The organism is Undibacterium sp. TC9W, assembly GCF_049339865.1.
Classification (GTDB): Bacteria; Pseudomonadota; Gammaproteobacteria; order Burkholderiales; family Burkholderiaceae_D; genus Undibacterium.
In genome coordinates this window covers 1-3,038 of the sequence record NZ_JBMPPJ010000051.1, presented here as the reverse complement: position 1 = coordinate 3,038, position 3,038 = coordinate 1, and the positions used below count along the sequence as shown (strand labels likewise).

The window sequence follows — 3,038 nt, the reverse complement described above, 5'->3', positions numbered from 1 at the left end:
TCCGGGATGCCATCACCATCCTTGTCGCCCGGCAAAGAAGTGCTTGGATTGGTTGGCACCGTGGTTTTAAAGCCCAGGCCACCAGTGAGGCTGATTTTGCCATCAACCTTGCCGTCAGTATCAAAGATGCCACCGTCCGTGATCTTGAAGTCCACTTTCAGCTTGCCGTTCACTGTCGCAATATTCGTGGCGATATTCGTCCAGGTGCCAGCCTTGTCCTGTACCCAGTAGCCATTCACCGGGCCCATCGCATCGGTATAGAGCGACATCGTGGTTTCCTGCCCCGCAGCCAGGCCAGTCAGCTGGGTAGTGATCATGCCATACTGCATGCTCAGTTCTGCTGGCAGTGTGGCGGGCGCTACCGTGGTGTTCACATTGGTTTGTGACAGGAAGTTATTGTTCGCCAGCGTCACATAATGGTTATTCGCGGCAGTATTGCTATTCCACAACAGCGAACTGACATTCTTCTGTGACTGATCCGGTATGCCGTCACCATTCCCATCGCCATTGCCAGCACCCAGTAAATTGGGCACTTCTGCTTCTACCCGCTGCAGGATGCCATCGCCATCCGCATCCGAGCCGCTCGTGCCAGGATTGTCAGTATTAGGGTTGATGCTGAAGGCCTGCGAGAAGGTCGGCCCGCTATTGCCCGCCAGATCTACCACCCTGACTTTGAGCGTGTTATTGCCACTCAGCAATTGATTTGGCAAACTCCAGCCAGTGCCACCGATGGTCGCCAGCGCATTAATCCAGTTGGCACCATTGTCGAGCGAGACTTGTACGGTTTCGCCCACTGCCAGACCTGCGGTGAGGTTGCCGGAAATGGCCTGGTCACTGATGGTGGTGATGAAGTCAGTGCCACTGACACCATCATCATTCGACAGGCGCACGGAACCAATACCCGTCGTCGGCGCCGTATGATCGACCTGATACAACTGCCCGGTAAAGCCACCATTCAGGGCCAGGCTGGACGTATCCACAATGCCAGTACCGGCATTCTTCAGATTCAGGCCCAGTGTCCCATCACCGGTCAATCCCGTGATCCTGACGCTATAGGTAGAAGGATCAAGCTGCGTGACATTGCTGATGGTCCCCGTTGCGCTGCCGGTAGTGGCCAGTACAAAGGCTGCCGCATTCACGCCCGTCACCGCTTCACTGAACGTGACTTTGTAGTCTATCGTGCCCAGGCTGGTGTTTTCAGGTTGGATGCGGGTAATACCGGTCGCGGTTGGAGCGACATTGTCACCAACGGCGATGATGAAGTTCTTTTCATAGGCAGAACCCATGGCATCCGTGGCTCTCACAAAGATACTGTAATTGCCCGGTGTCATGCCCACAGGGTTCTTCGCCACCAGAGTATTGCCCGAGATGGTGAATTTACTGTTGTCCTTGTCATTCGTCCCATTACCACTCACCAGGGTAAAACTGGCGGTATCACCCGGATTCGGGTCAACCGCTGTCAAAGTACCCACACTGGTATTGTCAGCAGAACCCTGCTGGACAGCAGCATTTGACAAGGTGATATTGGTCGGCGCGGCATTGACACCCGTCGCAATCACGGTGGTGGTGTTATTGAGTACGGCAGAAGCAATACCATCATTGGCGCTGATGGTGAAGGTGGTGGTTTCTGTGCCGCCTACAGGGACACGGCCCGCAGCCGGCTGGAACACCAGGCCACGGATAGCTGCCTCAACGGCAGCCGGGGTACCGGCTGCATGGGTATAGGTCAGGCCACCATCGGCGGTTGAGAAACCTGTGGCTGCCAGGGAGGCAGCGGTGAAAGCGCCTTTGGCTGCGGTATCGAGGCTGATGATGATGGTTTCGGAAGCACCCACATCCGGATCGGTGATGGTGACCGCTGCAAACGGAGAAACCGTGGTGGTTTCGGTCACGGTCTGGCCAGCGACGACACCACCGATGACGGGAGCGACGTTGTTACCGGTGACGGTAATGAAATTGCCAAACAGATCAGCGATGACGACAGCAGTAGCGGCACCGGTATTCCAGTCTTCCAGCATGCCGATGTTGTAGGTGGTGCCGTCACTGGAAGCATTGCCATCCTTGTTGAGCCTCAGTGCCAGTTGCGCCTTGTCGGTGACACTCATGGTCATGGTGAAGCTGGTGTTGGAGGTGATGTCTATATTCGGGGTATTGGTCAGGGTGTAGTTAAAGGCACCCTGGCCCAGGAAGCGGATACGGTTGGCGGTAATGTCATTGTTGGCCCCTGTCAGGCTCAGGAAGTTATTACCTGTGACGACCAGCACGCCCGTGCCGACGTTGTAGGTAGCCGAGGTGACGGTAGGTGCCACCACATTGGTAACGGTAACGTTATTACCGGTCAGGTCGGCAATGACGACAGCTGCATCGGCACCGGCATTCCAGTCTTCGTTCGCGATCAGGTTGTACGTATTGACACTGGTGGAGCTGGTGCCATTCTTGTTCATGATGAGATTGGCACCCAACCTGTCCGCAGCACTGAGCGTCATTGTGAAGGAGGTGGCGGAGGTAATCTCGACATTGCTGGTGGTGGTGAGGGTGTAGCTGGCCCCGCCTTCGCCTTGCAGGCTGAATTTGTTGGCAACGATGTCGTTGTTTGCCCCTGTCAGACCGGTCAGGCCGGTACCTGTGACGGTCAGCAAGCCGGTGCTGGCGTTGTAGACCGAGGAGGTGATGGTCGGCACTGCGACATTGGAGACGGTAATCGGGGCCGTGGTGACAGCGATGTCGCCACCGGTAATGACGCTGTCCCAGTCGTCTGCTGCGGCCAGGTTGTAGGTGGTACCACCGGTTGAGGTCGTGCCGTTCTTGTTAAACAGGCCTTGAACGGCATTTTGGTCGGCACCGGCCAGTGTTACAGCAAAGCTGGTGGCGGAGGTGACTTCGACGTTGCCGGTGGTCGACAAAGTCCGGACGACACCGCCTTCGCCTTTGATGGTCAGGGCAGAGACGGTAATGTCATTGGTGGCACCGAGGGTGCTGACGAGGCCGGTGCCGGTGACGGTCAGGATGTGGGTGGTGACGTCGTAGGTGGCTGAGGT

General features: G+C 56.6%; 1 protein-coding gene. It reads right to left on the bottom strand.

Features of this window, described 5'->3' with window-relative positions; translation table 11 throughout:
- Positions 1-3,038: beta strand repeat-containing protein (locus ACO0LN_RS30155; protein ID WP_422980426.1), on the bottom strand; the 3,038-nt coding region annotated here is incomplete at both ends.